Here is a 1,508-nt window from a genome sequence, read left to right as displayed (position 1 = left end):
TAAGCTAATCGGCATTTAAGCTGCATAATATAAATGCAGAGTCGATTGAAAGTAACTATGCCACCACCAGCCAAAAATTTTTTAACTTTGGAACAAGTTACTCAGCTACAGCAGGCTCTTAAGGAGAGCGAGCTACCGCACGTAAGGGAAAGAATTTTAATTATTCTGCTCCAAAACGATGGTAGAACACAACAAGAAATTTCTAGATTTATAGGTTGTTCCCCCAGAACAGTTGCATATTGGTGTATGCATGGAGATCCAGAGAACCTAGAAACTTTACATAATAAACGAGAGTACGAGCATAACCGAAAAGCTACACCGGAATATATTGAACTGTTATTAAAAACAGTTGATAAAGAACCATCAGATTTGGGTTATGAATTTGGTCGATGGACAGCAGAGAGATTAGCAGCATATTTAACAGAACAAACAGGAATTGATTTAAGTAGTGTTTTTTTATTAAAAAAGGTGAGGGAGATATCTTTTATGAACAGTTACAGCAACTAAATAAATTAATTAGAGAAGAGTGGACAAGCTCTGGATTCAGCGCCGAAGATTTTCAGGAGTGCGGCCCCAAGATTATTTTAATTTTAGATAATGCTAGTTTTCATAAACGGAAAGATATTCTCGGCTTTTATTGCACAGGAACTAAGCTAAGAGGCATTTAAATTGCAACATAGTCACTATTACCCTTGTTTTTTATTTTTCGATACCACTTAATGACTAGCTCACCTTTATTTAATAGTTTATCAAGTATTGACTTTAATTCATCTACTGATTGAAATAAACGATGAGCAATATATTCCTTACATGAATACCAAACTAGTTCGATGATGTTGTAGTCAGGACTATATGCAGGTAAAAATTCTAATCCAAAATGAGGTAGTTCTTGGGCAATAAAAGCCGAGAATATCTTTCCGTTTATGGAAACTGGCATTATCTAAAATTAAAATAATCTTGGGGCCACGCTCCTGAAAATCTTCGGTACTGTTTCCCTGCATTATCCACTCTTCTTTAATCAATTTATTTAGTTGCTGCAACTGCTCATAAAAGATATCTCCCTCACCTTTTTTAATAAAAAAACATACTTGTTTTCGATCTCCTTCTCTAATTCCTCCCATAACATTGACCCGTCCACGCCGTCGTTGTCCTGTAAGATTTTTGCGTTTTCCTCGCTTACCCCAGTTTTTGCGTCGAATCACCCGTAAACTGAAACCGCTTTCGTCCCAAAACCATACTTGCATTCGCTCTGGCTCTACTCTTGCTATCGCTAAATACTGGGCAAGTTTCTCTTTAAATTCTGCTCTAAGGATTGGATTTTGTTTAGATTCTAAATCATACTTAGCCCAAATGTAACTATACTTTTTTCGCTTTAATATCCTCCTAACTTGAGAACTACTTAAATCAATTCCGGTTTGTTCTGTTAAATACGTTGCTAATCTCTCTGCTGTCCATCGACCAAATTCATAACCCAAATCTGATGGTTCTTTATCAACTGTTTTTAATAA

Annotated in this window: 2 pseudogenes; one reads left to right on the top strand and one right to left on the bottom strand. The window is 35.9% G+C overall.

The features are described 5' to 3' along the window. Window positions 1-57: 57 nt before the first annotated feature. Window positions 58-629: pseudogene (locus CDG79_RS40465) on the top strand (IS630 family transposase); the annotation flags it as partial. Window positions 630-664: 35 nt separating this feature from the next. Here CDG79_RS40465 and CDG79_RS40460 read toward each other — a convergent pair. Continuing rightward, a pseudogene (locus CDG79_RS40460) lies at window positions 665-1,508 on the bottom strand (IS630 family transposase); the annotation flags it as partial.

The sequence above is a fragment of the Nostoc sp. 'Peltigera membranacea cyanobiont' 232 genome (assembly GCF_002245985.1).
In the GTDB taxonomy this organism is placed as follows: Bacteria; Cyanobacteriota; Cyanobacteriia; order Cyanobacteriales; family Nostocaceae; genus Nostoc.
The sequence above is the reverse complement of the archived record's forward strand: the minus strand, read 5'-3'. Positions and strand labels throughout refer to the sequence as shown.